At 31.4% G+C, this 27,000-nt stretch carries 27 protein-coding genes; 8 read left to right on the top strand and 19 right to left on the bottom strand.

What is annotated here, in order from left to right:
- Positions 1 to 5: 5 nt before the first annotated feature.
- From NX902_RS24800 to NX902_RS24780, 5 genes are all read right to left on the bottom strand, one after another.
- Positions 6 to 4,358, bottom strand: coding sequence for a hypothetical protein (locus NX902_RS24800; RefSeq protein ID WP_341161087.1), 4,353 nt, complete (start codon positions 4,356 to 4,358; stop codon positions 6 to 8).
- 62 nt (positions 4,359 to 4,420) lie between these two features.
- A complete protein-coding gene (locus tag NX902_RS24795; RefSeq protein ID WP_047944562.1) occupies positions 4,421 to 6,535 on the bottom strand; it encodes a VirB4 family type IV secretion system protein in 2,115 nt (704 codons plus the stop codon).
- Positions 6,483 to 7,391, bottom strand: a complete 909-nt coding sequence (locus NX902_RS24790; RefSeq protein WP_341153309.1) for a hypothetical protein — start codon at positions 7,389 to 7,391, stop codon at positions 6,483 to 6,485. Before NX902_RS24790 ends, NX902_RS24795 begins: the two co-directional genes overlap by 53 nt.
- A gap of 1 nt (position 7,392) precedes the next feature.
- Entirely contained in the window at positions 7,393 to 7,743 is a 351-nt protein-coding gene (locus NX902_RS24785) for a PrgI family mobile element protein (protein ID WP_016204245.1), read from the bottom strand.
- 68 nt (positions 7,744 to 7,811) lie between these two features.
- A complete protein-coding gene (locus NX902_RS24780) occupies positions 7,812 to 8,195 on the bottom strand; it encodes a pilin (protein WP_016204246.1) in 384 nt (127 codons plus the stop codon).
- Between the two features lie 900 nt (positions 8,196 to 9,095).
- Here NX902_RS24780 and NX902_RS24775 point away from each other — a divergent pair.
- Positions 9,096 to 10,379, top strand: coding sequence for a hypothetical protein (locus NX902_RS24775; RefSeq protein WP_341123818.1), 1,284 nt, complete (start codon positions 9,096 to 9,098; stop codon positions 10,377 to 10,379).
- 273 nt (positions 10,380 to 10,652) lie between these two features.
- Here the strand turns inward: NX902_RS24775 and NX902_RS24770 are convergent, their stop codons facing one another.
- From NX902_RS24770 to NX902_RS24745, 6 genes are all read right to left on the bottom strand, one after another.
- Positions 10,653 to 10,937: a hypothetical protein gene (locus NX902_RS24770; protein ID WP_341123819.1), complete on the bottom strand. Its 285-nt coding sequence runs from the start codon at positions 10,935 to 10,937 to the stop codon at positions 10,653 to 10,655.
- Between the two features lie 768 nt (positions 10,938 to 11,705).
- Entirely contained in the window at positions 11,706 to 12,038 is a 333-nt protein-coding gene (locus NX902_RS24765; RefSeq protein WP_016204923.1) for a hypothetical protein, read from the bottom strand.
- Positions 12,039 to 12,099: 61 nt separating this feature from the next.
- Positions 12,100 to 13,359, bottom strand: a complete 1,260-nt coding sequence (locus tag NX902_RS24760; protein WP_341123820.1) for a DUF3854 domain-containing protein — start codon at positions 13,357 to 13,359, stop codon at positions 12,100 to 12,102.
- Positions 13,360 to 13,382: 23 nt separating this feature from the next.
- Entirely contained in the window at positions 13,383 to 13,676 is a 294-nt protein-coding gene (locus NX902_RS24755; RefSeq protein ID WP_016204952.1) for a DUF4258 domain-containing protein, read from the bottom strand.
- Positions 13,677 to 13,855: 179 nt separating this feature from the next.
- Entirely contained in the window at positions 13,856 to 15,226 is a 1,371-nt protein-coding gene (locus NX902_RS24750) for a hypothetical protein (protein ID WP_341123821.1), read from the bottom strand.
- A complete protein-coding gene (locus tag NX902_RS24745; protein ID WP_040344260.1) occupies positions 15,198 to 15,437 on the bottom strand; it encodes a helix-turn-helix domain-containing protein in 240 nt (79 codons plus the stop codon). Before NX902_RS24745 ends, NX902_RS24750 begins: the two co-directional genes overlap by 29 nt.
- Before the next feature lie 375 nt (positions 15,438 to 15,812).
- On the opposite strand from NX902_RS24745, the gene NX902_RS24740 reads away from it, so the two are divergent.
- Genes NX902_RS24740 through NX902_RS24710 form a run of 7 tightly spaced genes read left to right on the top strand, consistent with a single transcriptional unit; the run spans position 15,813 to position 21,474 of the window.
- The gene (locus tag NX902_RS24740; protein WP_144545533.1) at positions 15,813 to 16,796 is read left to right on the top strand and encodes a Rad52/Rad22 family DNA repair protein; all 984 of its coding nucleotides are present in this window, start codon (positions 15,813 to 15,815) and stop codon (positions 16,794 to 16,796) included.
- 56 nt (positions 16,797 to 16,852) lie between these two features.
- Complete coding sequence (gene dnaN / locus NX902_RS24735) at positions 16,853 to 17,992, top strand: DNA polymerase III subunit beta (RefSeq protein ID WP_341123822.1); 1,140 nt, start codon at positions 16,853 to 16,855, stop codon at positions 17,990 to 17,992.
- 51 nt (positions 17,993 to 18,043) lie between these two features.
- On the top strand, positions 18,044 to 18,388 hold the full coding sequence (locus tag NX902_RS24730) for a hypothetical protein (RefSeq protein WP_016204958.1): 345 nt from the start codon (positions 18,044 to 18,046) through the stop codon (positions 18,386 to 18,388).
- A 13-nt stretch (positions 18,389 to 18,401) separates the two neighbouring features.
- Positions 18,402 to 18,953 (top strand): hypothetical protein, encoded by a 552-nt coding sequence (locus NX902_RS24725; RefSeq protein ID WP_016204959.1) that lies wholly within the window; start codon positions 18,402 to 18,404, stop codon positions 18,951 to 18,953.
- Positions 18,931 to 19,644 carry a hypothetical protein gene (locus NX902_RS24720; protein WP_341123823.1) on the top strand — a complete coding sequence of 238 codons (714 nt, stop codon included), beginning with the start codon at positions 18,931 to 18,933 and terminating at the stop codon, positions 19,642 to 19,644. The genes NX902_RS24725 and NX902_RS24720 overlap by 23 nt, the downstream gene beginning before the upstream one ends.
- A gap of 27 nt (positions 19,645 to 19,671) precedes the next feature.
- Positions 19,672 to 20,625, top strand: coding sequence for a hypothetical protein (locus NX902_RS24715; RefSeq protein ID WP_016204961.1), 954 nt, complete (start codon positions 19,672 to 19,674; stop codon positions 20,623 to 20,625).
- On the top strand, positions 20,626 to 21,474 hold the full coding sequence (locus tag NX902_RS24710; protein ID WP_341123825.1) for a ThiF family adenylyltransferase: 849 nt from the start codon (positions 20,626 to 20,628) through the stop codon (positions 21,472 to 21,474).
- A 45-nt stretch (positions 21,475 to 21,519) separates the two neighbouring features.
- Here NX902_RS24710 and NX902_RS24705 read toward each other — a convergent pair whose 3' ends face one another.
- The 8 genes from NX902_RS24705 to NX902_RS24670 form a co-directional block, all read right to left on the bottom strand.
- Complete coding sequence (locus tag NX902_RS24705) at positions 21,520 to 21,888, bottom strand: hypothetical protein (protein ID WP_341153310.1); 369 nt, start codon at positions 21,886 to 21,888, stop codon at positions 21,520 to 21,522.
- Between the two features lie 117 nt (positions 21,889 to 22,005).
- Positions 22,006 to 22,131, bottom strand: coding sequence for a hypothetical protein (locus NX902_RS24700; RefSeq protein WP_341118176.1), 126 nt, complete (start codon positions 22,129 to 22,131; stop codon positions 22,006 to 22,008).
- Between the two features lie 122 nt (positions 22,132 to 22,253).
- Positions 22,254 to 22,766 carry a hypothetical protein gene (locus NX902_RS24695; RefSeq protein WP_341123827.1) on the bottom strand — a complete coding sequence of 171 codons (513 nt, stop codon included), beginning with the start codon at positions 22,764 to 22,766 and terminating at the stop codon, positions 22,254 to 22,256.
- A 2-nt stretch (positions 22,767 to 22,768) separates the two neighbouring features.
- Positions 22,769 to 23,632, bottom strand: coding sequence for a hypothetical protein (locus NX902_RS24690; protein WP_341123828.1), 864 nt, complete (start codon positions 23,630 to 23,632; stop codon positions 22,769 to 22,771).
- On the bottom strand, positions 23,629 to 24,291 hold the full coding sequence (locus NX902_RS24685; RefSeq protein WP_144545548.1) for a hypothetical protein: 663 nt from the start codon (positions 24,289 to 24,291) through the stop codon (positions 23,629 to 23,631). Before NX902_RS24685 ends, NX902_RS24690 begins: the two co-directional genes overlap by 4 nt.
- Positions 24,288 to 24,863 (bottom strand): hypothetical protein, encoded by a 576-nt coding sequence (locus NX902_RS24680; protein WP_047943199.1) that lies wholly within the window; start codon positions 24,861 to 24,863, stop codon positions 24,288 to 24,290. Before NX902_RS24680 ends, NX902_RS24685 begins: the two co-directional genes overlap by 4 nt.
- Before the next feature lie 158 nt (positions 24,864 to 25,021).
- The gene (locus tag NX902_RS24675) at positions 25,022 to 25,867 is read right to left on the bottom strand and encodes a tyrosine-type recombinase/integrase (protein WP_171510392.1); all 846 of its coding nucleotides are present in this window, start codon (positions 25,865 to 25,867) and stop codon (positions 25,022 to 25,024) included.
- Between the two features lie 417 nt (positions 25,868 to 26,284).
- Positions 26,285 to 26,740 carry a hypothetical protein gene (locus NX902_RS24670; RefSeq protein ID WP_341123829.1) on the bottom strand — a complete coding sequence of 152 codons (456 nt, stop codon included), beginning with the start codon at positions 26,738 to 26,740 and terminating at the stop codon, positions 26,285 to 26,287.
- Between the last annotated feature and the right edge of the window lie 260 nt (positions 26,741 to 27,000).

Genomic DNA, 27,000 nt, shown 5'->3' with positions numbered 1-27,000 from the left:
ACTTATCACCTTAAAGAACTAGTAAATGCCTTATTTCTATGCATTTCTAATTGCTTTCTTGCAAAATTACGTTTATTCGGTACAGCATATGCCATTAAATCTTCGGGTTTAAGTGAAGTTGTAAAGTCACTATCACTAAAAGAAGGAATTAATTTTTTATTTCGTACTTCACAATTAGCAGTTATTGTTTTATCATTTTGAACTCTTGCATCCCCTGGACCGTAAGGAGAAATACGATAAGTCGTTCCATTTCTAGTACCAATCATATAACTTCTATTATGATCAATGACCATTTTGATGTTTTCCATTTCGTTTAGAGCATCTTTCATGTAATACTGTCCACTATCGACTAATTGATTGTAGCTTTGAACCTCTTGTACTACTCTTGGAGTCTTACTAGTGTTTCTATTGGTAAATAACTGGTTTGGATTTACATTAATTTTAGGTGCTGGTACTTTACCACCTCCACTGTCTAAAGAGTAGGAAGAACTTGCGGATAATAATTGACCGTCCCTAACAGTTAAATCTTGATAAACCACTTGATTATTTTTCAATCCAGAGTGACCTGAAGCCATACGCGAAACTACATGAGTTTGACCAGTTTTATCCCTAACTTGGACAACTGTATTTTTATTATCAGTTACCATTTGAATAGCCCCTTGTGCAATTTCAGTTTGGCCATTATCTAAAGTAACTGTTTGAGCCATATGTGCAACATCAGAAATTTCTTTTATTTGTTTATTAACTGCATTATTATATGGATTAAAACCTTTTAGACCAAAAGCCTTTGAGTTGCTCATACTTGGAGCGGCATATTTAGCCATCACTTGATAACCCCCAACTCCTGCAACCATACCACCTGCGTAAGCAACAGCGTTTCGGAATTTCGCTTGCTTCTCTACTAAATTACTTGGAGTATAAGACTTATAATCATTTGCAAAGGCTTTTCCGCCATCTACAATACTTTCTTTTGCCGCAGAAACTAACTGCGTAGGATTTTGTGCTAGACTATTTAGGTTTGGTTTATTTTTAATAAATGAAGTAGCAGCAGTCATACCAAGTGTTTTTGTTGCATGGCCAATTTTGGTATCTCCAACAAATTGACTTACCTCTTTAAGACCAGAGGCACCAACAACACCTTGTACTAATCCATTTCCTAGTCCAGCTGTAATACGTCCAGCTGAATTCTGAATAATTCTTTGTCCTAATGGAATGTTAGAAGGCATCGATTTTTGAACAGACGAAGTAATCTCTTGGGCTTTGCCACTTGAATCAAAGTTTTGATACGCTTGTGCGCGTGGTAGATTACTATTATTCGCAAAGGTCTCTCTAGCTTCATTTATTTTCATACTTGCTATTTGATTATTAACATAAGGAACATTCACTTCCTTACCAGAGTACATGGAAGTCCCTTTAACAGATGCAATTGAATCTTTTACATTATTAATAGAACTAATTGATTTTAACCCTTTATCAACTAACGATGGTGATGAAATACCTGTTTGAAGTTGTTGAGTAATAGCATTCATACCAGCTGCATTGTTAGAACTAATTCCCATTTCATTTGCGATAGCTGAAGTTACTTTACTAATTTGAGAAGGAGTTCCATGAAGAACAGCATTGCTATTATCTCGGATAATATTACTAATACTTTGTTGTTTTTGTTGAACCTCAGAATTCCATGCTTTTTCTTTTTGTTGATTATGACTCGTTATCATTTCAGAAGTTGCATTGGCAGGAAGTGGATTAGACTTATCATAATTTTTCATGAAATTTTGTTTGTTGTTCTTTGCCCAACTAGATGCTAATACTTCAGTAGTATTGCTTACTTTTGAACTAGCACCTTGTACTGACGACAATCCAGTTTGTACTTGTGATGAAATAGCATTCATTTTACTACTATCAGAAGTACTAATTCCTAGTTCTTGTGCAATTGACTTTGTAACATTTTCTAGTGGAACATATTTACCACTCATTATTGCGTTACTTTGGCTAGTTAAAATATTTCCAAGTTTTTGTTGCTTTTGTTGTACCTGGTTATCCCAAGCATTCTGTTTTTGTTGAGCATGGTTGGCTTTTACTTCAGATGTCGCATTATCTGGAAGTGGATTAGATTTATCATAATTTTTCATAAAGCTAGCTTTATTATCTTTAGCCCAACTGGATGTTAATGATTGAGTAGCGGTTGAAATCGGATTAGGTGAATACACATTATGAAGTTGATCACTTATTTGATCCATTTTTTCTGAGTTTTCGTTTACACCTATAATAGAACCGATATCTTTTGCCAATTGATTAGTAAATAGCTGATTTTTTTCTTGCCCATTTCTTAATTTCAAATTACCATTGCCAAGAACATTAGCTATACTTTTCTGTTTATTATCAATTTCATTTTTCCATGCTTCTGCTTTAGCATTTGAGTGAGCAGATTTTTGTTCTGCAGTCGCATTTAAAGGTAAAGGATTTTTCTCATCATAATTTTTCATAAAGTTATCTTTGTTATCTTTAGCCCAATCTTTGGCAAGGTTTGTACTTGTTTTAGTAATAGCCTTTTGGGATATACCACCAGCCATTCTTTCGGCCATTCTTTTTTCAAAGTCCTCTTTATTTATATAACTATGATTTAGGGAAGCACCATTTCCGATATCATTAGCAACATCACTCGCTAAATTTTGTATCGAGCTTTCTTTTTCCTTTAATTGAGATTGCCATGCATTTTCACGAGCATTTTGATGGCGTGATATCTCCTCTTTACTTGCATTTTCGGGAAGAGGATTTTTCTGATCATATTCCTTCATAAATGGTTCTTTATTTTTCTCCGCCCATTTATTTGTTAGATTACTAGTTGCGTTTTTAACTAAAGAAGAAGCATTAGCATTTTTCCCTTCTTTGCTTTTCATACCCGCAACCATTCCTCTTGCTTCATTTAAAAATCCTGCTTTTTTTGAAGCTTTTTCATTATCCCAAGCTTTATTCACAGCTTCTTCATGGGCATCCGGGAAACGTTCTTTAAAGTCTTTTCTGAACCCTTCTTCATTTTCATTTGCCCATGCTGTAGCTTTTTCATCAGCAATAGTATTAGCTAGTTGTTCATCCGCTGCTTTATCAGCATTATTAATATCTTTAAAACCTTTAAGTCCACTTTTCAAAAGAGCTGAACCTCTGTTTGCTAATAATTGAGCACTTGCTCCACCAACTCTTCCTGCAAGTCCACCAGCAACACCGCCGGCATGAAAACCAATTGTTGAACCAGTTAGCACACCCATTGGTCCAAGAGCAGAACCAGCAAGGGCACCAGTAGCCCCAAATACAGCTTTACCGCTTCTAGACAAAATGTTTCCTGGTTTTAACATTTTTTCAGCATTAGCAGTAGTCCCAGTATCTGTTCCTGTATTTCCTGCAAGAGTTTTTTTGATGTCTCCTACTGGATCATTATCTTCTGATGATACATTGTCAGAGTCTTTTCCGTTACCTTTACCTTTGTTTTTAGCATTAAGGTATCCCCTTTTAATAGCATCTGTAACTGATGTACCTTCTAATGCCCCTTTAGCTGCTCCATACATTCCAACTAAAGCGGACCCACCCATCATAGCAGCTGCTTTTGAGAAGCCATCATTCATTTTTCCTCCAAGACCTATTAAAGCTCTTAAAGATTCAGTTACTGGAATAAAGATAATCATTAGAATAACTGCTTCAATCGGATTTGCTGCACCAACCATAACAGCCATTATGAAATAAACGGCTGCATGAATAGATTGAACAAATATAGTGCCTACTAATTCTTTAAACCATGCCACTGTAATGGACTTTGTTTGAGGAATTAAGAAAAATACCAGCATCAAAGGACCGGTAATTAACAACAACATAAGTGTAAATTTCCGCATTGAATAATAGAAATACGCCCATATACAAAGACCGACTTTTACAATCGTAATTGCTAAAACACCTAACACTCCACCTGGATATTTAGACATTTCTATAGCATTTTTTAAATTTAATAAGTCTACATCAGATCCAAATAATCCGACAATTGCCTGGTTAGTAAGAAACAAAATGGCATAAATTGAGTACAAGTTTGCGAATAGTACTGAAACTAATAATAATTCTTTAAAATACTCAATTACATAGGTTCTATTAGATGGATTGATACTGGTCGATGAAATTTTCATTGCTGCCATAATAATACTAATTAATAAAGCGGTAACTGCTAAGGCTGTGAAAATATTCATTCCTGGAGTGTAAACCTTAGTAATTTCATTTTCTGTAAAAGTTAAGAAAGCTAAATTTTCATCCCCTCCAAAAATCAAATTCTTTAATGTTGGGAGACTTTTAAAAGGCGATGCTATCCAATCACCCATAGCAGAAAAAAGTGAGGATATAAGTTCCTGGATTTTATTCAAAGCAAGATAACGCCTCCTTCCTAATAAAAACTACTAGCTTTTTGTTTTTGTCTTTGCATTGTTTCTTCATAAACCGCTTCATTGGATTCAATAAAGAATAATTCTTCTTTACTAGGATTCGTTCGTAACCATACAGATGATTTTCCGACTCGGAGAATTCCTTCTCCTTTATCCGGATTACCGAATAGAATGTTAATTTCTCCTTCAGATAAATCAAAATTTTCTCTTATAGCTTTTAAATCCAATTTGCTTTGTTTTAAAAACATAAAAGAGTAAGTGTTTTGTAGGATCCCCCTAGCTTTCTTATTTTCAACAAAACGAACAAAATCTTGACTTGCAAGTCTTAAACCAGCGTTCCGCTTACGAGAACGTCTTGCCATTTTCTCAAGAAAGTTAACAGTTTGCTCTGAATCTATTAAAGTCCAAGCTTCATCGGCATAAACAAATTTCTTTTTCTTTGCGTTATCCAAACTCTTAACAAAGTGTTCCCATGTATAGTTAAGGAGTACATGATAAGCAATAGGTCTTAAAAAGCCTTCTTCCATTTGACTAATATTGAAATTTACGAGTCTAGCATTTTCTAATGATTGAGTGACTCCCTTTCCTAAAAAAGTTTGTCCATCAAAAATAGGTTTACTACCAGTTCTTAAGAATGGTTTGATGGCAGCTATTAAGCGAAACGCCCTTGGTTCTTCGCCGTATTTTGTTATTAAGTATTCATTAACATCACTTATTGTTGGTTCTGGTTTTCTAACCCGTGATTGAACAAGATGATTATCGATAGTTCTTACATTGTTTTCAAATAAGGATTCAGGGTGTGAATTTATGTTTAATTTGTTATGAATAACATGCTGAAGTGCTTCTTCTAAATAGTTTCTTTCAAAGACATCTAACCCTTCAGCTTCTTGGTTTTTACCTCTACATATAATGTCAAAGAAATCGATTGCCTCATTGATTTTTTCTCGAATAGGTACAAATCGAATATAGATTTTCCCATCCTTTTCTATAATTTCCTTTTCGTCGCTTTCTTCTATTAAACTAAGTTCTTCATCTCCATCTTCAAAGGGAATATCAGAATAGTTTAATGCAAGAGGGTTGATACAGATATCTTCTTCTTCGTTAATATTTAAATTAATTCCACCTAAACGTTTTGTAATTTTAACAAATTCACCTTCAGGATCTATTAATCTAGCATATACATCTGCTCCGGTAAGTTCTCTTGCAATTAAGAGTTTAAGAGTAACGGACTTTCCGCTACCAGAAAATCCAGAAATAAACATATTATAATTATCAGGTCGAAAATCTTCATTTCCGAAACTATTTATAAATTCAAGTTGATCAGTAATTTTATTTATCCCAATAGGAACTCCACCCATGTACTTTCCACTTCCAGAAATAAAAGGCGAGAAAGTAGATAAAGCACGTCTATCTATATTTCTAAGAGAATCATGTATTTGGTTTTTTCCAAAGGGCAAGATACTTTTGAACCCCTTTTGGATCCTGCCCCATGTACTAGTTAATCCAAAGAATGAACTACTTAATTCATCCTCTAAAGACTCACTAAAATAGTTTAATTGCTTCTCATTTTCTGCATATAACATGGCCAAAGTTCCAACATTAAACATATCATTTTCACCAAACTGTATTTCAGACATCAATAAGTCTGTATCTCTTATCTTTGCTGTTAAATCATTAATTTGGTCAATATTCCCTCTTTTCGTTTGAAAGGAGAGGTTAGATTCCAACATTGTAATTTGTCGCTGAAGAGTACGGATTGCATCTGATTTACCAACTTTATGAATATCAAGAAATACATCTACCTCTCCACTTGATAGTAAGGAATTGAGCCAATTGGTTTGCATTTTCCGTGGATATCCATCTCGAGGTATGTACATTGGTCTAAAATATGTTTTTGTACCTAATGATGTCTTTATAACTCCATAATCTTCCGACTCAATTTTTAAGCCTTCCGGAGAAATAATTTCCCACATTGTTGGTTTTGTATCAATTTGATAATCTATATCTTTTACTTCATTGCTTTTTTTATTTTTATTCCCTTTTGCTTTCTTACTAGTATTTTTTTTAGCTAGCTTCTTTTTCTCTTGCTCTCTCTCTTTCGTTTTCATTATCTTCATATTCCTGAATCGTCTCCTTTACTAAGTCAATATGAGAGTCTGTTTGATCTGCAGTTACATATAATGCATCCTTTTCTTGATTAACCAAATCCTTAAATCGGTTTTTTACAGCTTTACGACGATTAAATGTATAGTAAAGTAATTCATAAATACCTTCTGTTGGTAAAAGAGAGACATGTATATCGGCTTTTCGCAATTGATTTCTTGCAGAATTAACCCTTCTCATTAATTCAGCAAAAGCTTTATCTACAATTTTTTCTTCTAACTCTTCTTCAGAATCCGCGCTAATAGAGTTAACATTTATTTTATGAGTGAAAATCATATAAATTTTAGTTTCAAATCTTGGTGCGGATTTTTGCCATTCAACAATATCTGCAATCATCGCTTTTCCAAATGAAAGGGCAGCTTCATTTAAATCCTTGGATTCTTCCATTACTTTATTCATTGCTTCAATAGGCTCCGAAACATCAACGAATCTATTTTGGAGATAAACACTTACAGGATAGTTAAGTGTTGCTGTCCAACTCTCAAAAGTCACATCAATTGCCTCTTGTTCAAATTGGCTTTTAAGAAAATAGTTAACAGGGTCTACTTCAGCGATTATAGAAAAAGAATAGTCAGTATAATGAATAAGGTGATTAGATATATCTTTTACATCTGAGAATAACTCTTCGAATATTTTTGGATCTTCTTCGGCTTGAAGAGGATTATTCTTCCCATTTTCATTATTTTTCTTATTTAACTTTATTGGTGTTGCTTTTTTTCCTCTACCTGGGATAATCGGTTCCTTCAGCATGATTTTCATGAAAACATATGCACCAACTGCAAAGAGCAGCATAATCAAAAGAGTTCCCACTTTAACTATTCACCATCCATTTCTTTGGATACGTTCCTTTTCTCCATATGCCATTTTGTTTTTTCATGTTCATTTTTATTAAAAAGTACTGATCGAAGTTTAAATGAAGATTTTTCTTTTTAAAAAAGCCAAAAACAATTACGAAAATTGCTGTTGGAATAACACTAAATACACATGCTATCAATGCCACAATAACACCGGCACTTGAGAATATTTTGTATACCATTGGGATATATGCATAAACTATTGACCCTGCTGCTCCTAGATAAATCAATTGTCTAATTGAGATGAATCCCAAAATAGTTTTTTGTTCAGATGCCATATCTATTGGAACCTCAGCTCTTCGACTCATTTAATAATTTCCCTCCTAGAAATGAACCCCTCAATGTAAAGTACGATAGAGGGGTTTCAAACCAATATTTAAGCTCCAAATCCTGCAAAATAACCAGCTATTACTTTTGCTTGTACAATAACAAAGACTCCGATACCCGCCATTGCAAGACCAATAAAACCTTGTGTTCTATTTTGTGGATTCCCTTGTGAGCCAGATAACTTCATTCCAGCAAAGATAATACAAGCTAGTGCCCATATTGCACCGATTCCTGTGATAAGATATACAACGTTATTTAACTGGGTATATATCTTACTGTCTTTTACATTCCCTTGACTGGTGATTCCAGCTTTTTTCCATGCTGCTAATGCAGACTCTGGAACAAATAAGTAAAGATAGGTTAGTATCAGTGCCCCTAGGTAAAAAGGAATATCATTTAACCCTTTTACTCTTTTGATTGCCCCTGTCTTCATTCTTAAAATCCCTCCTTTTAAATCAAGGAAAAACCAATAAAAAAAGTCCCCGAAAAGACTATGGAAGATTGTACTTATGTACAATGCCATAGAATTCTCGGGGACTTCCCGTTGTTTTTTCACTTGTAACCTTATCATAATAAAAACAAGAAATATGGTCAAGGTATTTTAGCCAAAAAATATACTGATACGAAACCCAACTTTAATTTAAAACATCAGAAAGTAAAACTATTAAAAGAAATACTAGATAATGCTGCTCTTGATATATTTATTAATATGATTTTAGAATTTTAATTTCTCGTGATTAATTCTTAGGAAAATTAAATCATTCAACCAAAATATTACACTACTAGAGATGATCATATAATAAAAATTTTGGTCTAAGTAAAATTGGGGATTTAGATCGGTAGCAAGCGGATAGAAAATCAAATTAACTATAAAACCTAATATACAAAATAATACAAAATTTTTAATATAGGAATTATTTAGGGACTTTCTAAAGAAAAATTGAATGGGCGCTCCTATTACTAGATAGATTAAACTAAAAATTGTAAAAAATAACAAGAATGAAGCTAAATCAAAAGAGTCGAAAATAGAAAATGGAACCGTGTTAATAAAGTAAAACAAAAAAAGAGCAAGAAAAAAAGCTGAAGAAACAGAACAAATTAATAGTCTGATAAAAAAGTTGTTTATTAATTTCATGATAAACATAGTACCTCCTCCTAATTCCAATATTAGTAAGTTATACCTATATATAGTATAGATGTATATTGTTACAATTAATTATAGCATTACTACTATACATATATAGCTTTGTAATGAAAATTTAAAAAATAAAAGGAGGAAAAAATGTAAAAAAAAAAGATTATTTTTACTTCAATTATAGCCTTAGGATTTGCTATGTCTCCCTTAATTGTTAGCGCTGACAATGATGTAACTGTTAAAACAAATGATAATAAGGTGATCTTAGAGTTAAGCCCTAAAAAGAACGAATACTATAAAATATACAAAGACGACCAGTTAGAATATAGTGGTACAAACAATAAATATACAGACTATATTGATCAATCACAAAAATATAAAATAGGAGTCTATTCAAATGGTAAACTAAACGAGGTACTCTCTGTTAAAGCGGCTGATAATAAACATAATATTTTTGAACCAACATCTATGAATACCGCAGAAAAAGAGGAATATATTGATAGCATAGTTCAAAATACAAGATTAGAAACTATCGTCACCTCTAATTCAGTAACTATACAATGGCCTAAACTTCCAGATGAAGATAATGTTTATGAAATATTCAAAAATAATGTAAAAATCGCTGAGACAACAGATCTAAATTATGTTGATACTAATGTAGAGAGTGGCAAAGAATACAATTACATGCTAAAAATTAATAATGTTGTTTCTGAAGAAACTGCAGATTTAATAAAAAATGAAGCAATAAAAGAAAAAATAGTATTAACTGATGAAATGTTTGAATATGATGGCTCAATATCTACCCTAGTAGCAATACCATCCGTAGAGGAAGAGTCATTGACTGAAGATCCAATTATGGATCCTATCTTTGAAAAGGCAAAGGGTAGCGGCACTATTGGTACAAAAGCAATTCCTAAATCAAATGAGTTTTCATTTGATTACAGGACTTATATACCATTCAAGTCAGTTAAAAATCCAAATGTTTTAACTAATGATGACTATCCTTACTTAAAAGGAGATAATAGATCAAATCCTACTGCTTATTCTGATAAATACAGAACAGAAGCTAGAGTATATGCAATGTTAAGTCAACCAGCAGCAGTAACCTTATGGAAAAGTGTTTCAAAATCACATTATTGTACTGCTTCAAGCTGTTCATCACCAAAATCTCTTGGAACTGCATCGGATAGTGGAATTAAATTACTTAAACATAGAGTTAAAACTAATGACTTAATGTGGGCTGTGAATCATGCAGTGGGTGTTCCAAAAATTTCTGCTCCTAAAATTGATTATAATTATGTTGCTCAACTTTCTAATAAATCATTTATTGCTTATGGAAAACATGATAGAGCACCAAGTCATGAATTTTATATGAATTACCCAACTGGTAGCAAGAAAATTTATTCCCATCAAGTTACTAGTTCACTCGAATTTTTATTGCTTTTTGGTGTCGTACAAGGATCATGGAGTTTTGATATGTAATAATAAAACCATAAACTGTGCTCACTAGAAGGTGTATTGAAGCAAAGTTTTTACATCAAATAAAGTAAAAAAATGCGAGTATTAAAATTTTCTTCTCATAGCATGGGGTAGCGTCAGGAAAATGCGGTTTTGCAAAGCTAAACCTATTTTCCTGACGATTACCCCTTCTTTATCCTTATGATGATATATGGTTTATTTTCCCCTAGGGTATTGACTTATTCCCCAAAGAGTGGGAATCTTTCTAACACAGTCCAGTTAAACGGATCTTTTATTCTAAAAGAACTCTAAACCTATCATTAAATGATAGAGTGGACTAAAGAGATCTGATTCAACAAGTTCTTTCATATGGTCAAAATGAATTTGTAATTCTTCCATTTCGCTGAGAAGAATTTCGTTATTTGAACTTCCTTCTAAGCTGACCTTAATATAAAGAACATCTGAAGATAATTCATCAAGAATTTGCTTATCATATAACTTTTTTAAAAGTTGATCTTCCTTTCTTCTGTTTATCTCATTTAAGAAATTTTCTAATTGGTTAATTACTTCTTTTTTCTTCATTTTATTATCTCCTTTCACTTTGAACTTTCTAAGTAAATAGATTACTTCGTTCGTGACTTTATTATAGTTAACTGTCCTTTATATATAACCGGAAAATGTTCGAGTAATTTCAGCCCTATAATTAGATACTTGCAATCTTAACTTCTATTAGGACAAACGGTTAATATTAAACATCTAAAGAGTTATAGGGAAAAAGTGAAGAGAGTGTACCAAAAATTAAACTTTTTTTGAATAAATTGTGAACTAGTAGGATTATATACTTATGAAATAGAAAGATTAATATGAAAGGAGGGATATAATTGAACGACTATGATTTGTTACTCCATCTAAAAAACCAATATGATGCAACCAATACTTCCACCGACCTCAAAAACCTCATCGATACCTTCTTAGAATATTTTCCAATCGAATAACATATAATAGTTCATCTATTTGTTTTGAATTAACATTAATATGCAGCTTTACTAAAAAAAGAGGAAGACAAAGATGTAGGATTGTTACTTGAAGAAAGAAAAAGATTATTAATTAAAGAACCTTGTTCAACAATAGAAAACACAAGGAATAAAAAGGAATTTCAATTTCTTATTAATAAGTTTTTATCTAAGAAATTATCTTTGGTTGTTATGATAGTTCTACACTTAATAAATAATGTTCTTTATTTATTAAGTGTAGAAAGTAAAATACATTTTCTAAATATTAAAAATCTCTCGGTTGAATAATGTACCTATCAAGCCGAGAGATTTTTGAATGCCATTTTAATTGTTACATTTAACTAATTTTGATATCTGAAAGTGAATCAACTATGTCTTCATGAAGAATATTGACCTTGAAGTATTCTCTTAATTTACATAAGAATACGTTTAAATTATATTTATATCTTATTTGTATTTTGGTAATACCCGATTCAGGTAAATATTCATGTCCTTTATAACTTCCACCTACTATAAAGAGAGTGATTGTATCACCTTTATAGTCTTGTCCGTTAAAACTAGGTAAGATGGTTAGCGTTTTATTTCCTATATAAGCGGCTGCAACATCTATTGCTGCTTCCGTTGGAGTTACTTTCACTTTAGTATTATTAAAAATGCTATATACTGGCATATTAAGGTCCACCTTTTAAATTTTTTAGATTATAACTTCTTTATACTTATACTAAATTCCATCAATAAATCCTTTTAATGTTAGGGATTTTATTGTTTAATAATAAATCATCAATCCCTTTTCCATCCGATTCTTTCCAAACAATTAAATTAGCATGAAATTTTTGTTTTTTTAATTCCTTTGCACACTCCAATAGATGTTTTTTTACATATACATTCTCAATAGCATCTGCATCGAAACAAATATTAACAGTTTGAACCCCCATCTCTTTTAATACGGGGATTGCTAACCTCCATGCTCCTACACCAGGAAGACTAATGAAAGTATCTCCAATTTGATCTATCTCTAATGGATCATATAGATTAGCCATTAAGTCAACTGCTATATCTCCTTTTAAAGCTCCTTCACCAAGCCACACGGTTTTAGCTTTATAAAGAGTACCAGGAACCCATTTTTTTAACTTTGTACTAGGAATTGATACATGAATAGGTGCTGGATTACCAGAACCTGTCCCATTAGGTTTATTGGCAGAACTTAACCAGTAATATCTATTCGCTTTTTTAACTCTAATCCATCCCAATAACTCATTATTATCTGTAATAGTAGTCCATTCCTTTTGTAGAGGAACCTCGCCTTGAAATATGATATTTCCTTTATATTTTACTTCTACAACATTTGGCTGTTCGATTACTTTAGCCTGAAATTCTTTCCCATTAAGTTTAACTTCCACTATATTCGGTGGGTTATCAATTCTATATTGAAAGCCTTCGATTTGGTTATATTGGTTTCTGTAAGGAATGAGAATTCCTTTCATTCCTGCTATACTCCAATAACCATTTTGAAAATAGAACCCTGGTATTCCTTGAAAATCATTTATCCCTAAATCATTGCTAATGGCCTTTACAATATTCCAAGGCTTATCAGGGAATGATTTATAATTTCTGATAGTTATTTGTTCATCACTCAATTTCCGTTCATTTGAAGTTAAATGATTATAATGAAAATCATCTAAAACTAGATTATCTAAAAGCGCATGATAGATGGTATCTAGTGTGATACGGTCCTTTTTGGGAAATCCATTTACTTCTTCAGCCATTCCCTTAACATTCACTTTATTTCTATTATCTTCTTTTAATACATGCAAGTAACTAATTAACGCGGAGTTTTTTGAAAACTGAATATCGCTTTCTACTCGAATGCATACTACTTTGCTATTATCTTCATTGGTCATGCATGCTCCTGTTTTGCCACAAATGGGACAAGGAGTACGATAATATTCATAAAACCCTTTTACTTTTGTTTTTCTATATAAGGAATTCATACTTATCCTCCTCTTTCGTCTTGTTAAATACAATATTTAAATCTACTACGATCAATTGGTGGCATAGTTGTAACAATCTTAAATTGATGATTTGATACTTTTGCAATTACTACTACCACTGGATTATCGTCAGTATCTCTTCCAAGTACTGCAACTTTTGAAATGGATTGCCTTTCCACTATTTCTCCATTTAATATGGCAGTAACTATATCTGCTTTGGTATAACCTCTTTGCTCTAATCGCTGCATAGTATGAATGCTGATTATAATTTTGCCTTTTCCACTAAATAGTACTTTTTTTACTTCTTGTAATTTCATCTCCTTCACCTCCAAAAAAAAAGACTTTGGTATGTAGTTAAAGGACAGAAATACTCCTCAAAACTACGAACCAAAGTCCGCTATTATTAATTATTAAACCGCTTATCAAAAAGAAAGCAACAAAATACTAAAATATATACAATTTATGTATTTATCATAGCACTTTATTTAAGTTCTATTCAACCTCTTGATTGGAAAAGTTTTTTGATAAGTGTTTTGAGAGGAAATTTTTTTGAATTTGATATGGAATCCAATTGAAATCCCGCCTTAATAAGATTTTCATAATTCTCTTTTACTTTTTCCCTTACTTCATCAAATGAGATAAGAGGCTTCTTTTTATATTGTAATCGAATATATTCTTCTGTTAGATCCGGAATGGTCCCTATTATGGGGAGTTCGAGGCCATTCACTAAAGAGTTAATCTTACTAAATGGAAAACTACGATTATAGATTAATTTCATCGATATTCCATGTTTTTCTCTTAATTGGTGAATATACTTTTTCCACATTAGAATATCTACAATTGAATTGTCTACCATTACCCAAAGTTCATCAATATTTTTAAGTACTTTTTCTGTTTCTTCTGTCATCTTTCCACTTGGCAAATCTGTTAAAATTACATCATGATATCGAAAAAATTGAAAATACACTTCTAAAAAGTCCTCAGTCCAGTTATAAACATAATCTTTTTCTCCAATAGGTAACCATAAAACTCCCATATATTGCCAATTTGTTTTGTGATAATCTAATTCCATAAGTTCATATTCTTCTAAATGAAACACTTCTATAAAAGAACGAAAATTAACCGGCATTGGTTCATATCTAGACAAAACACTAGATAATTTTGGAGGTTGCATTGCCTCTATAACAGCTGTTTGTATTTTTTGTTCTTGAAGGTATATTGCAAAGTTTAGAATAAAACTCGATACTCCTATACGATGAAGTGGAGACCATACAGCAATCGTTTTGTTTTGTGGGTATTGTTTTCCTTTGTATACATATTGCTTTCTCATAGCTTCAATTTTATTTGTACTGAAATGACTAATGTTAATAGGATATTCCGTTGATGGGAAATCATCTTTAATACTCACCGGTGGTGCATTGTTACAATCAACAGTTTCAATGGAGTCTATTATTTTATTTTCTTTTGCTTCTCCTGTAATTGAAGTATGTAAAGATCCCTGGTCAACTTGAACCTCCATATTGAGTGTATTCTCAGAAGTACTAATATCTTTATCTTGACTATTTTTTACTTTTTTTGGCCAGATGAATAGAGCCTTTCTGAGCGAATCCTCATTCTCAAAGAAATACATGTTTCTCCCATTTGCTTTATTGTCATTTGAATTACCCAAAATGTAAATATCATGGACTTTAAGAGTCGTAAAGAACTGATTGTTTATTTCATCTGAAGTAATAATTAACAAATTAAAGATGTAATTTTCTTCTTCATGGTTAATGAAGTTAGAATCATAGAATACAATTTCTACATCATTTGATTGTATTGCCCCGATGATCTGTTCATCACTTATAGAGGTTAGAACCTTTTTCATAGATTAAATGCTCCTGTTTTAAGTATTCATCAATTTTTTTTCGGAATTTAAATGGAAAAGGAATTGTTCTGCTTTCCACTTTTCTTAAATAGCTGCTACTGATTCCTATCTCTTTCGCGAATTGAAATTGATTTAACTTCAATCGTTTCCTCAAAATAATAAGTCTTTCAACATCATCTTCAATACAAATTTGGTTTAAATTTCTCATCATTTTTTCCCCTTCTTTCCAAAAAATAAAAAAAACCGCTAATATCCCCTTAGATAAGAGGATACTAGCGGTTATCGCTTTCATGTTTACTATTAATCTAAATAGAGTATATCATAGACTTTAAAAAATATATAGAATGAATTATTTAATAGTTGTTACAGTTGGAGACAAAATGTATAATTTAATTATAACTTTTTTATATTTTTAATTTTGTGGCGATCCTTTTGGATTTGCGGTTTCTAAAATAAACATACAGCCTTTGGGTTGATAGATTTTAAGAATAGCATTTTGCTATTCTTTCCCTATCTCTCCAAAGGCTTTTTTATGTTTATCGATGTAAAAGAGTTATAAATTATTCTAAGAAAGGGAGAGAAAAAAATGACGACGCAATCTACAGAAGAAATTCTTAACAAATTAAGACAACCATTCTCACAAAATGATATAGAATGGAAAGTTCAAACAAGTAACAAAGGTAACAACGGAGCTTATGCTTTTGTAGTAGCTTACGTGAATAACAGAGCTATTCAAAATAGACTAGATGAAGTATTTGGTATTGGCGGCTGGAAAAACTCATACGTAGAATTCTCCGGTGGTATAATTTGTGAACTTAGTTGTTATATTAATGGCCAATGGATTACCAAATCGGATGGTTCTGAACCTTCTAATTTTGAAGCCTTTAAGGGTGGTTTATCGAATGCGATGAAGCGAGCTGCTGTACAGTTTGGTATTGGGCGTTATTTATACAAATTAGAGCCGATATATGTTCAAGTTTCTGAAACTAAAAGTAATAATTCTATCTACTTGAATGATAAAAAAAACAAAGTAGTGGGTTATTATGAACCACCGTGTTTACCTGATTGGGCTTTACCACCTGATGAGCAAAAACAAGGAAAAAACAATGAAACAACTAGTACTAGCGATAATAACAATAAAAAAAGAGAAATTGATAAGAAGACTGGAAATAACACCTTCAATAGGAATTCTTATTTTATTTCTATCACCGAATTTATAAATAAAATCAAGCTTAAACCAAGAGCAGCAATGGAGTTATTTCATCATATAAATTCTGATACTAAATCTGATTGTGTTGAAATAAAAGATATTAAGGAAAAGGCTACTGACAAAGAGTTAATTAAATACTATGAAACCTTAAAACCCGTAAGTGACTTAGTTAAAATGAGTATTCATTATAAAATACCAGTTGAGAATGTATTAAATTATGTGAGGATTTTAAAACCACAAGAGAGGATCGATAATCTTCATTCTTGTTTACTACGTTTGAACAGAGAAGACATTAAAGAAATCAATGGATTTATTGAAGGTGATATAAAAAATAATATGTTTGAACATCAAACAGCGTAAACAAACACAAAAATATTTTTGTGTTATTTTTTTAACCTTTTTTAGGAGGAAATTACATGGAATTTATTATTAATAAAGAAAGTTTATTAGAGGTCCTATCAAAAGTAGAGAAATTAGTAAAAACTAAAACATCAAATCCAATACTACAAGGTTTTTATTTAGAAGTTAAGTCAGATAAGATAATCGTTATTGGATCTGATTTAAACACTACTATTCGTTATGAATTACCAGTTTTATTCGAAGATGAGTCAATACTTATTAATAAAGAAGGTAAGGTAGTTGTTCCCTATCAGTTATATGAAATTGCTAAGAAAGTTAAAACCGAATTAAGCATTTCGTTAGATGATACGCAATTAGTAATAAAACATGGGAAGAAAAAAAAGAGTGAATTTAAACTATCAGTTTTTAAGGCAGAAGAGTATCCTAAATTACCTAGATTTGATGGTATAGAGCCAACTCTGTCTATTAAAGGAACCGAATTTAATTCATTTATCAAAAAAACAGGGTATGCAGCTTCAAGTTCTGATGCTAGACCAGTTCTACAAGGAATTTGTTTTGAAATTACAGAAGATAAGCTACGACTTGTCTGTACGGATTCTCACCGTTTAGGCGTTATTGACGTCACAGAATCTCATAAGGAGTCCAGGAAGATTATTATCCCAGCAAAATCAATATTGGAAAGTTTGAAGTCCTTTGATTTAAGTGAGAAAGTTACTGTGTTTTGTGAAAATGATCGAATGCTTATTTTACAAAATAATAATCTCACTTTTTATTGCCGTCTATTAGAAGGAACTTATCCAGATGTAAGCCGCTTAATTCCAAAAGAGCATCTTGCTGAAATGAAAATAAGCAGAAAAGAATTTTTGGAAGGCTTTGAAATGATTAGTGGTTTGACTAATGCAGCAGATAATGAGACTAAAGGAATCGTTAAACTCCATGTAAATGGAGTTGCGACTTTATCAACATATCAAGCGCAAACTGGAAGCGGAAAAATTGAAATCGATTATGAAAGTTTAGAAGGTGAAGATAATTTTGATATTGCCTTTAATAATAATTATATGATCGATACATTAAAAGCAATGGAATCAGAGTATGTGTCCTTTAAATACCAAGGTTCTATGCGTCCATTTTTATTAACACCTTGTGATTCTTCTCATGAGGAAATACAATTGATTCTTCCGGTGAGAAATAAATAACAAAATGTTAGAAGAAAGGCTCTCCTTTCTTCTTTTTCTATTGGAGGATTTATGAAAATAAATATGAGGAAACTCTCACAGGAAATTAAAAATAAAAATACTATTGTTAAACCAAATTCATCGGAAGCAGGAATGGCCTACTTTATGGATATAGTTATTAACCATTCTGAAACAGATAGTATTAATTTCAATTCATTTACCTATGATGAAGCAATTCTTGCCTTCGATGAATTCTATTATTTACCATCGGATGAATATACGGATGATTTTTCTGAAGAAGACTATGAAAATATAAAAAATAATATGTGGTCCTCTTATTTGCAAACCCAAGAATTTTTTGTCCGTTGGAGTCAAGAAAGCAAAAAAATATATTGGTATGAGGATGATTTTATTTAGAGAGGTGAAGAAAATGACATCAATTTTGATGGATGCAGAGTCTAAAGCAAGTTATGACTATTCAATTTCTAACTTATTAATGTTAAAGATTCTCCATGACGCTAATGTGGATGTAAGTGGATACGGTAACTATCGAGTAGAAGTAGGTTTTATGTCTAATCCTGGATACGATTTTTTAATGCGAGGTATGAATGATTTAGGTTTTGATACAAAACACGCAACAGTTTATACGGATGATCCAGAAGAAATCTCACTTGCTAAACAAATCGAGAGTGTAATCAACCCAAAAGCAGAATGGTATATAGTGTTGAATAGCTTTAAAGTGGAAAAAATACTACTTTCTAGTCAAAAAGATGAGTATATAGCCTTTATTAAGTCAACTTTGAATCACATTGATTTAGAATGTGAAGCATTTGTAGAGGAGTCTTTGGGGATTATTATTGGATTCATTTTTGATGGATTTTATCATGAATTATTATCAGCTTTAATAGAGGTGGCTGATGAGACTAATAATATTTACGAAAAACTGGAGGAACAACAAAATGGACATTATCTTTCGGCTTAGTGATGAACCACAGCACTTAAATGCACAAGTCGAAGTGTTACAAATCACTTCTGATTTCAATAATACTTTAGATTCATTAGATCAAATGATTAAGTTAAATGGAAGAATGATAGAGGGATTATATAACATTACCCTCCCTAATCTTTTTAGTATTCTTCAAGAAAGTATAGAGGATTACATAATTGATTCTCAAACTCCAATTCTTCCAAAAAATTGCGTGAAACATGTTTGGATTAATGAATTAGCAAAGCATCAACTAGTATATATAGAGGTACCAAAACAACAACTTGATATGCGGTATGGAAAAACACTATTTAAACAGGTTGGACTACCAAGACTAATCTTCTTATATGAAGTAATGGAGAAAAAAGTAAAATTGAAAAACATTGTTGCTGTTAAAGGCTCCAAATTTTTGACAAAAGATACGGAAGTATTTCTTTTCCCCTTTTCACATGTATCTTTAGACGGTCATGTTTGCATGGGAGGAAATACTTTTCCTGAAATAGATGACATCTATCAATTAAACAGTTTGCATTTATTGTTTTTGCAGGCACCTTTTGGAGAAGATTATGGAGCAAAAACAACTACTAATTTAAGTGTGGCATCATTATTTGAAAAATATGAAAATAAACAATTTGATGATGAAATCTTATTACCACATTCGAAAATTCAAATTTTAGAGAATCTATAATAAAAATACAATATGGAGGAATTGAAAATGACAATAAAACAGGATGATATCTTTTCACTATTTGATATTGAAGTGGAGACTAAAAAAGTTGACCTTAATAAAATGAATGATATAAAGGAAAATAAACCAAAGCTAAAGACTGATACTAATTCTAGTTCTACAAAGAGTTCAACAAATAAGAAAGATAACTTTAAATTAACAAGTAAAACCATTATTCGGTTTGGGATGAATGAATATCCAGTTACTAATTATTTCTCCAAGGACGAAATTGAAAGAGGACTTCCATCTAAAAAAACGTCTGAGGATGGAGAAATTGAATATAAACCTATTAGTGAAGAACAACTTAGAAAGAAATTAGAAAAAGACTTTCCAATCTTAGTACCTAAATATACCACCTTGGTATATGTAGAAAAACAAGATGTGGTTATTCCTATTATGCAAGCAAAGAAAAATGGCAGCATGGATAATAAAGAGTTCTCTTTCGAGGACTCTTCTTTAAAACAACAAAAAAAGAAGATTCCATTTCAAATCTTATTAGATTTTATCCATATTGCTAAGTACTTTTCAGATAATCACGGTACTGAAGTATTTGCTAATATTTACTTTGATCATGACACTGAGGAATTTTTTATGGATATTCCTTCCCAAAGAGTTAGCAGATATTTAGTCACTATTACAGAAGAGGCACAAGAGACCGCTCTTAAACTCATAGAGAGAAGGTATTCAAAGGTAATGGAAATACATTCACATCATATTTTAAGTCCTACACCGTCCAAAATAGACGATGACAACCAGCGTGCTCCTATTTTATATGCCATTATTGGTAATATTAATGGATTATTCCCTGATGTGCTAGTTCGTACATTCAATAAAGAATTAAATGAACATATTATTATAGATAGTAGCAAAGTATTTGAATTTACATTGACAACTAAACAAAAGGTAAATGGCTATGATCTAACTGTAGTGGAGGTTGAATAGATGCAACCTATTTCTATAGATTTAAGCCGCTCTTATCAAAGTGAAGTATATTATCAGATTCTAGTTATAGGCGCAGGAGGTACTGGAGGAATTGTTATTCAGCAATTGTGCCAAATGTTAAGTATGTTTGAGATATCGGCAAAGTTAATAATTGCTGAACCAGATATTTATGAAGAAAAAAATAGAAATAACCAACTATGCTTAGCAAAAGATGTAGGTAAAAATAAAGCAGATGTCTTAGCTAAAAGGTATCGTGCTGCTTATCAACTAGACATAGCCACTTACACTGGAGGTTATGTAGAAGACACTAAAACAATAGACACATTGTTCCAACTCAATTATGAAAGAATTCCATATAACTATAGAATAGTCCCTATTCTTATTTCTTGTGTTGATAATAACTATTCAAGAAAGATATTCCATGAGTATTTTAACACCGCTCAGACCCTACTATATTTTGATGTAGGCAATGAAAATGTTATCTTACCAAAGGATCACAGAAATAGACCAATTGAGTCCTGGACGAAAGAGGAATTGGAAGAATATAAAGATTCAGGTTTCACTGGACAAATGGTTTGTGGTTTCAAGTCTGATTGGAAAATACTTCCAGAACCAATAGGTACGTTATATCCAGATATTTTAGAGGACAATGATGAAATAGCTCCTTCTCAATTAAGTTGTCAGGAACTAGCTGCATCCAATCCTCAGAGATTAATAACTAATCGTTATAGTGCTATATCTGTAATTACTGTACTGAATGAAATATTTGAAACTAAAAGTCTATCAACTCACAGGATTCTATATCATGCAAAAAGAGGTTATATGAAGAGTGAACCGATTTTAGGATAAAAAAAGTAGCACAGACATAGAACTTGTTTGTGCTACTTTTTTATTTTACTCTTTGCTATTATCCAACTTTGCTTTTCCAGACCCTATCAATATATCAATTTTGTCTCCTTCTTTGTAGTTATTAAATTCATTTTCTGTCACCAATATATCATAAGGCTTTTCATTAACAAATATTTTAAAGTATAAGTTAATTTCTTCTTTTGATGTTGTGATTGGTACACCTGCAGCTGTCATTACAGGATCAAGTTCCATTACTGTTTTTTTATTAGCAAATTTACTGGCTAACTCGACCTTATATTTAACGCTAGTTGATTCGAACTTATATCCTTCATAAAAATAAAAGCACATAGTTATTAGCGAGAGTATCCCTACCACCCAAAAGAATGGAGTTAAGAAATTTCTAGTATCCATCATTCATTTCCTCTTTTCACTAATATACAGGCGCATTTAATAAAATTCTTTGGAAATTTTCGGAATAGATTATTCTTGATTGATTACCTCTTTTATTTTCCAACAGGTCTCAGCTACGCCTTATAAATAAAACATTTTATCAAACAAAAAATAAACTAAATAAAGTAATAATGCCCCACTCCCCCACAATATCCCAACAACTGCTCCAATTAAAGCAGAAATAACCAAACGATCGAAAATAGCCATTAATATCCCTCCAAGCTAAATAAAAATCCAAAAATTTTAAACAAGCTTTCTAAATATCTCACTACGTTTGTGAGTTGCATTCACAGCTCCAGTTTTCTTTCCCTTTCTTCTAGTTTAGTTTTTTAATTTTCATAAAGTAATTTCCATTCCTCTTTTATTTGGAAGTTCGTGTAATATTTTCTATAGTAGTAAAAGTTTGGTTTGTCTTCTAATTGTTCGAATACATGCAAGAAGTTAAAGTACTCAGAAAGATAGTATATTAAAGATGGTTTGTCTCCTCTTAAATTATTCTCTGCATACATTGCTTCAGGTACATTGTGAAGAGAATCTGCTAAATGCCAATTTACAGCTAACTGAAAATCAATGAAATCTTTATTCATACTTTCACTATTAATTTCTGATGTTGACCTAAAAAACATCAAGCCATTTAGTAAAACTGATGAAGCCATTTCTCTTAGTTCTTCAATTGAAAATGTTTCTAAATTTTTACGAATTTTTGCTTTTATTTCCTTATTTCTATTTATTTTGCTAAAAATAAAATCCATCCAATTGATTGGTTCTTTTTGGTTATATTGAGTAGATCGAAGTTTACTTTCACTGGAGATTTCCTGCCTAAATCTCTTGAATTTTTTCATTTTCATTCCTCCAAAAGTTCATCAAAGTTTTCTTCACTTGTATCAAAGAACTCTTCTCCAACGGTCATAGTTTTAAACAATTTACCTGTTTTTGCTTTTTCTTTTATCATCCCTTCAATACGGTTAAATATCATGTTTCTTTGAACGAGAGGTAAAGTGTTTTTCATCGTTACATTTAAATAGAGGTCACCTATAGAATTTTTAATGACAAAAATGTCCCCTATCTTGTCGAAACCATTCCAGAATGATTGGGTAATGGTCCATACCTCTACATTGTTATTTACAACTGAAATATTCATAAATACATCTGGAAAAAGGAAGTGTGTATCTTCTATATTCGCTAATATTCCTCCCTCTTTATTTTGATTCGGTAAACTTATTTCTCTTCTATCCCGTTCATCTTGAAAGGCAAGTTGTACACCCAAAACGGTTGTATAAAATGCATAGTTCAATAAAGTAGGAAGAATATTTTCATATTCTATTACTAGTTTTGCAGTTAATTTTCTATGTGGTTCTGTAATTAATGTATCCTCTACACTTTCACCTAAGACCTGACGGAGCATATCAAAAGTTTGTTGTTTAAGGTTGGCATTACTTTGTTCAAATATTTCATCATCTTTAAATATCTCTTCTAGATTGTTTAATATTTCCATCCCAATAAAATATCCATTAAATAAAAGAGATTTTGATACTTTAAATAGATGATTCTCATATTCCTTAATTTTCTCTGCGTCCATAAATTGTTCAAGGTGTATACGCACATATTGGTTCAAAAGAAAAAAATCTTTGTTAAACTCTCCATTTGTTTGATAGTGTAACATCAACATTTCCTCTGTTTTTTGCTGAATTTCTTCTAAAGTTTTCATTTTTCTTTTCCTCCTTGGGATTCTTCATAAAAAGGATCTGATGGCTCATCAGTAATATATTTCCAAGCACCATCTTCTTTATAAATAGAAGTAATAAAATAATTAATTCCTTCTGTACTTAATACTTTGCGATAAAAGTACCCCTGTCTTTTAAATCTATCTAAGTTTACTACTGTAATATCATAAGACTCCCCTTTGACATTAGCTTGTAAATAGGAATCTTGTATTGATTTGAAAATATTTATGGCATCCTGTTTTTGTGGTAATTCTTCAACGGTCTGAATACTACCATAGTCTAAAATAAAGTTATAGAAGTCCTCAGAAGAAATTTGCAGAGATTGGAATTTGTATAAGATATCGGCTGCATACCTTGCAAACTCCTCTGGATCTTCATAAGAAGATTTTACTTCCACTTCTTTCTTATCTAGTATTTTGACAGATTCACCGTCCAATTCAGCGACAACCTCATCTAAAGGCCGTACCTGATCCTTATAGAATGATTCTAAGTCCTGGGATTTACTATCAGTTTCAGTTTCTTCATGTGTATCCTTTGTGTCATTTATTTTTTTCGCTTCCTTAACAAATGGATCATTACTACAACCTGAGAGTATGATAAAACCTGAGATCAAAAGTGAAGAGTAAAATGGTTTATATCTCATAAAAAACTCCCTTCCTTTATTTCTTTTTTCTCTTGTTCTGTAAGAAAATCAACAAGTTCCGCTGTATGAATAGTCGAAGAATTTCTAAAAACATTCATAAAGAACTGTTTAACATTAAAAATTCTAATTCGATCCCCATGGAAAGAAACTGGGACATTGATGTTTTTATTTATACATAAGCACAAAGTTTTAAGATGATCCTTGTGAATGCTGGAGTGTATGCTAATATAATCCTGTTTTCGTTCCCCAAACAAAATAGCAGCAATTATGATAGCTTCCTTATCAATTAATGATGGATCAACACGATAACTAAATATCTTATGGTCTTTAATGTACCAATTGCTTAGGAAGAATCCTAAAGCATTACTATGAATAGTGAATTCTCCTTTTTTGAATTGCACTGACACGCTATTTTCTAATTTGTATTCTGCTAATAAGTTAGATAAATAAAGAATTTTTTTCTTATTAAATGGAACTTTAAGTTTTCGCGAACTTGATTGTATTTCTTTTTCTCCTTCACTTAAGAGGGACGCAGTAATAACCTTGTTAATAAAGCTGTTTTCCCTTTCCATTAATCAACTTCTCTCCCTAAAAAAAGAACCCAGAATAAACAGCTCTTTTATAGAACTGTTTATTCTGGGTTCTTCCCATTGAATGATTTATTTAAATGTATTATAGCCTATAAAGTTATTATATTTCAACCTATTATTAATATGATTCTAATTAAGTTTTAGATGCTTTTCATACTCTTCGTTAACTTACTTAAATAGATAGATACAGTTTGTTCTTCTATACCCATAATCAAAGCTATACGTTGGACTGCGAGTTTTTTATTAATATATAAATAGTAGCACAGAGCTTTTCTAATAGTTGTTAACTGCAGGTTTTGATTAATATCATAATCCTTTTGTATATTTTTTAAGTGATAGTGTATTCCCATAAAAGTAATAGGTATTATTCTATTATTTACTGAATCCGTATAAGTGAATAGATACTCTGACTCGTTTAGTAAATTATTATAATAAAACTCAAGAAAAATACTTGCATCAATGTTATCCAATGTAATGACTCTATTGGAAAGATTAATCTTAATTCTATCATCGATTATAGAAACATCATCCTTTTTAAACTTAAATTCGGAGGCTTTTAATCCTTCCATAGCAAGTATAAACAATGCTTTTCGCTTTGCTGAATAATTGGTATTTGCTATTACAAGTTCCTTTACCTTAAGTAAATCTTCATAAAACAAACTAATATCCAGGTGTTTTTGTACCTTTAGTCTTTTTATTTTTGCTGCTGGATCAATAGGTACTTTGTTTCTTTCCCATAAATAATCAAAGTAGGATTTTAAAATGGCCAACTCTTTATTAATTGTGGAGATTGCCTTCTGATTATCTCCCTGAGTTGAAAGATAGTCTCTTATATCTTTAGATTTGATTTCATATAATTCTATTTTCTTTTTATAGAGTTGTCTTAGGAATGAGAAGAATTGATTTAAAACAAGTTCATAACTCGCTATAGTAGTTTCACTATAATTCTTTTCTTCTAAAAACGAAATAAAACCATCATACTTCATCTTCTATCCCCCTTTTAAAAACTATATAGTAATTTCAACTTATAATCTCTACTTCGAGAATTTTATTTACTTAGTCCTTAGTATATTTTAGTATAAATTATGGATAGTAATATGTCATTTTAATCTAACGTTTTTAAAAGGGAAATACCCATTAATGATGTGTATTGGTTATTTATTTTAAAAAAGCTTAGAGTATATATGTACTCTAACGTAATTATTAAAAGATAACATGTCATTAAGGGATATCCGCCAAAGTAAAAATGGAACACACAATAGTAAGTCGGTCCATACGGCACGACTTTTTAATTTGACTTGAAAAAACCAAGAAACCGTCTTTTGCTTTTAGCAAGACGGTTTCTTAGTTTTTGATACAAAATAAGGGAAATAGGTTTAAAATTGATTCTATTGAGTGTATTTTTATAGTGAATTTCTTATTGTTCCAGTTGTTTTTGACGCAGTACCTGAGATTATTTCTATCCTATACTCCTTACCTTTTTCCATCCAATAATCTAGCGTAGCTTCGCCACCCTCTTCGAACAAGGTTAAACCAGTACCACCCATAGTTACCCAGTTATTACCGATTTTTTCTTGCACATCTAAACCTGCAACCCCAGTTGAATAAAGCTTTATTTTACCATACTGACCTTTACCAACCACAGCTCCTGACACCGCTTTCCATTCAGGCGGACTTATAGTAACACTTGATGAATTTGCAGCATATGCAGTTAAATTCACATATGGGGTAGATAGTTCGTTACTTGCTGAAGTTAGTTGGCTTTCAGTATTTCCTGATGCGGCAAAAGTTGGAATAGCAGAACCACCTACAATAGCTATTGCTGCAGTAGCACTCAGAACTAGTTTCTTAATTTTCATTTTTGAGAACACTCCTTTTTAATATTTTTTTAACCGTGAGTTACAATGTACTTATTCTACTTTTGGTATTAAATACCTTTTTGAAAAATGTTAATTATTTGGAAAATTGTAAAATGAGTAGATATTACTATGGTTTTATGACAATTAAAAAAGAAGGCTATAGCTTCTCGCGCCAGGCTAAGTCCTATCAGAAAATAATCCATACAGCCAATTCTTCATTACTATTACAAAACGATTAACAAAGAGATTATTATAAACAA

Origin of the sequence: Niallia sp. FSL W8-0954 (assembly GCF_038005605.1) — a bacterium.
GTDB classification, from domain to species: Bacteria; Bacillota; Bacilli; order Bacillales; family Cytobacillaceae; genus Niallia; species Niallia circulans_A.
Note: the sequence above shows the minus strand (reverse complement) of the source record. Positions and strands in the feature narration are given on the sequence as shown.

Coding starts and splice junctions, on each gene's coding strand:
- NX902_RS24800 (WP_341161087.1), bottom strand. CDS start 4,358: ATGGGTGATTGGATAGCATCGCCTTTTAAAAGTCTCCCAACATTAAAG.
- NX902_RS24795 (WP_047944562.1), bottom strand. CDS start 6,535: ATGAAGATAATGAAAACGAAAGAGAGAGAGCAAGAGAAAAAGAAGCTA.
- NX902_RS24785 (WP_016204245.1), bottom strand. CDS start 7,743: ATGAGTCGAAGAGCTGAGGTTCCAATAGATATGGCATCTGAACAAAAA.
- NX902_RS24780 (WP_016204246.1), bottom strand. CDS start 8,195: ATGAAGACAGGGGCAATCAAAAGAGTAAAAGGGTTAAATGATATTCCT.
- NX902_RS24775 (WP_341123818.1), top strand. CDS start 9,096: ATGTCTCCCTTAATTGTTAGCGCTGACAATGATGTAACTGTTAAAACA.
- NX902_RS24770 (WP_341123819.1), bottom strand. CDS start 10,937: ATGAAGAAAAAAGAAGTAATTAACCAATTAGAAAATTTCTTAAATGAG.
- NX902_RS24765 (WP_016204923.1), bottom strand. CDS start 12,038: ATGCCAGTATATAGCATTTTTAATAATACTAAAGTGAAAGTAACTCCA.
- NX902_RS24760 (WP_341123820.1), bottom strand. CDS start 13,359: ATGAATTCCTTATATAGAAAAACAAAAGTAAAAGGGTTTTATGAATAT.
- NX902_RS24755 (WP_016204952.1), bottom strand. CDS start 13,676: ATGAAATTACAAGAAGTAAAAAAAGTACTATTTAGTGGAAAAGGCAAA.
- NX902_RS24750 (WP_341123821.1), bottom strand. CDS start 15,226: ATGAAAAAGGTTCTAACCTCTATAAGTGATGAACAGATCATCGGGGCA.
- NX902_RS24745 (WP_040344260.1), bottom strand. CDS start 15,437: ATGATGAGAAATTTAAACCAAATTTGTATTGAAGATGATGTTGAAAGA.
- NX902_RS24740 (WP_144545533.1), top strand. CDS start 15,813: ATGACGACGCAATCTACAGAAGAAATTCTTAACAAATTAAGACAACCA.
- dnaN (WP_341123822.1), top strand. CDS start 16,853: ATGGAATTTATTATTAATAAAGAAAGTTTATTAGAGGTCCTATCAAAA.
- NX902_RS24730 (WP_016204958.1), top strand. CDS start 18,044: ATGAAAATAAATATGAGGAAACTCTCACAGGAAATTAAAAATAAAAAT.
- NX902_RS24725 (WP_016204959.1), top strand. CDS start 18,402: ATGACATCAATTTTGATGGATGCAGAGTCTAAAGCAAGTTATGACTAT.
- NX902_RS24720 (WP_341123823.1), top strand. CDS start 18,931: ATGGACATTATCTTTCGGCTTAGTGATGAACCACAGCACTTAAATGCA.
- NX902_RS24715 (WP_016204961.1), top strand. CDS start 19,672: ATGACAATAAAACAGGATGATATCTTTTCACTATTTGATATTGAAGTG.
- NX902_RS24710 (WP_341123825.1), top strand. CDS start 20,626: ATGCAACCTATTTCTATAGATTTAAGCCGCTCTTATCAAAGTGAAGTA.
- NX902_RS24705 (WP_341153310.1), bottom strand. CDS start 21,888: ATGATGGATACTAGAAATTTCTTAACTCCATTCTTTTGGGTGGTAGGG.
- NX902_RS24700 (WP_341118176.1), bottom strand. CDS start 22,131: ATGGCTATTTTCGATCGTTTGGTTATTTCTGCTTTAATTGGAGCAGTT.
- NX902_RS24695 (WP_341123827.1), bottom strand. CDS start 22,766: ATGAAAAAATTCAAGAGATTTAGGCAGGAAATCTCCAGTGAAAGTAAA.
- NX902_RS24690 (WP_341123828.1), bottom strand. CDS start 23,632: ATGAAAACTTTAGAAGAAATTCAGCAAAAAACAGAGGAAATGTTGATG.
- NX902_RS24685 (WP_144545548.1), bottom strand. CDS start 24,291: ATGAGATATAAACCATTTTACTCTTCACTTTTGATCTCAGGTTTTATC.
- NX902_RS24680 (WP_047943199.1), bottom strand. CDS start 24,863: ATGGAAAGGGAAAACAGCTTTATTAACAAGGTTATTACTGCGTCCCTC.
- NX902_RS24675 (WP_171510392.1), bottom strand. CDS start 25,867: ATGAAGTATGATGGTTTTATTTCGTTTTTAGAAGAAAAGAATTATAGT.
- NX902_RS24670 (WP_341123829.1), bottom strand. CDS start 26,740: ATGAAAATTAAGAAACTAGTTCTGAGTGCTACTGCAGCAATAGCTATT.